This is a genomic window from Acinetobacter sp., assembly GCF_050285345.1.
Lineage (GTDB): Bacteria > Pseudomonadota > Gammaproteobacteria > Pseudomonadales > Moraxellaceae > Acinetobacter.
The window spans coordinates 1-2,095 of sequence record NZ_JBLZXR010000120.1 but is presented as its reverse complement, the minus strand read 5'-3'; the positions used below and the strand labels follow the sequence as shown (position 1 = coordinate 2,095).

General features: G+C 40.8%; 2 protein-coding genes. Both read right to left on the bottom strand.

The window, feature by feature from the left end:
* The coding region (locus ACN6OV_RS10680; protein WP_427952793.1) for an efflux RND transporter permease subunit at positions 1-474 on the bottom strand (474 nt) is incomplete at its 3' end.
* Between the two features lie 10 nt (positions 475-484).
* Positions 485-1,723 (bottom strand): efflux RND transporter periplasmic adaptor subunit, encoded by a 1,239-nt coding sequence (locus ACN6OV_RS10675; protein WP_111885207.1) that lies wholly within the window; start codon positions 1,721-1,723, stop codon positions 485-487.
* Positions 1,724-2,095 lie beyond the last annotated feature (372 nt).

The following is a 2,095-nucleotide window of genomic DNA, read 5'->3' as shown; positions in this document are numbered from 1 at the left end:
ATCGAGCAAGGTTCGTTTTTCCATATCACTCATAGGACCATGTAAAGTGAACATAAAAGATTCACCTAATGGCGTCGTCATAGGCGCAATCCCGCCAGAGGCATTGCCAGGCAAAGCTGACATGACTCCAGTCAAACGCTCATTGACCTGTTGTCGGGCCCAATAAGGATCTGTCCCTTCTGCAAAATCCAGGGTAATGATTGCAATAGCATATTTAGATTGTGAACGTAGTACAGTTTGATGAGGGATTCCCAACATTTCCTGTTCTATCGGTACCACAATACGGCTTTCCACCTCTTCTGGCGTCATGCCAGGAGATTTCATCACAATTTGAACCTGTGTGCTTGATACATCGGGAAAGGCATCAATCGGCAATTTGGTAAATGCCAAATAACCCGCAACACTGATTGCCATACCCAATAACAGCATTAGGATTCGTTGACTCAGTGAAAATGCAATAATACGTTTTAACATGTGCCTAACCTCAATTCACCGCAGTGCTACTGCTGGCAGGTGGTGCCTGCTCTGCACCGAAACCTGACCAAACGGCTTTTAGACGTTCGACACCCCGCACAGCAACTTGAATTCCAGGTTTTAATGCATTTCCAATCACATGACTTTGCTGCTGGTTCGCCCCCACCAGTTCCACAGGCGTTGCCACGAAACCATTTTGATTCTTGATAAAAATGAAGTGCTTGTTATCTTTTAAAGTTAAGGCAGCACTCGGTATTACCCATGCGGTTTTTGTTGTCGGGTTATGGCTTTGAATATTCGCTTTAACAAACTGTTGTACTTTTAAACAGTTATCCTTGGCCTGCATTTGGACTAGAACATTTTGAGATTGCGTATTGCCTGAAAGTGCTGGTGCAATTTGTTGTACCTGCCCGGTAATTTCACACCCCTCAACTTTGACCAAATCGCCAATCTGGATATATTTGCTATCCGCTAAAGGGGCTTGCAGCATTAATTGCAAAGGTAGATCACTATTCACCAACTGGCCCAGTACTGCACCGGTTTCTACATACTGACCTGCAGATACCTGTAAACTTTCTACACTGCCTCTGGCTGGACTTTTGACATACACTACGGAATTCAGTCCCTGACTGCTACTTCCTCCCATAAACTGCAACATGCGTTGCTTGGCACTCAAATCAATATTCAGTCGTTGCACTACATTCTGGGCTTCCTGTACACGTTTTTCAGCAATAATCCCTTCAGCATATAAACTGCGTTCACGTGCCAAATTTTGGCTGGCCAATTGCAGTTGTGCACGAATTTGTAAAATTTCATTTTGAATCTGAATTAAATCAGGGCTATGAATGGCCAGTACAGGACTGTGTAAACCCACTTCTGCTAAAGGTTGCACTAGTACCTGTTGCACTATCCCCGCTACAGGACTGGTTAAAACCACTTTACTTTGAGGTGACCACTGCGCTTGCCCCTGCAAAGTCAGTGCGAATTGTACATCTCTTGTCGCTTGTCCTAAAGTTTGTAATTGAATACCTGCTTGTTGAATCTGTGTGGGCGAAATTAAAATCTGATTACCAGACACATCTATTGTTTCTGTTTCATTGGCGACTACATTTTGTGTCTTTGATTTTTCCGTTTTATTTTTATTTAGTAGTAAACTGCTGCCCCACCAAATTCCTAAAATCACCAAGGCCAATGTGCAAATACTGAGAAATATTTTATTATTTCGTAATACACCCACTTGTTGACTCACTGATCTACCCTCAAAAATATTTTCTCTCAGGATAAATTTAAGTTCTTAAGATCTAATTAAGTTTGGAAATCCAATTTTTTCAGGATCTAAAGGGTAATTTCCACTTAAGCATAATATCTCGGTTATTTCTAAAGAGCAGATGAAGGCGGAAAAAGAAAACCATATCCCCCCTTATCTCGATAAGCAATGAGTTTGCTTAAATCAATTCAAGAATATACTCAGCCACAAAGTTTCATCTGCGTTAAAGGGCCAGTTAATAAATATCCCTACAATGTCGTGAAAATACATTCATCTACTTTACTTTATAAATTTTAATCATTATTTTTTTAGAGCAAAATTAATCATGCACGATTTCAATCTGAATTAATTCAG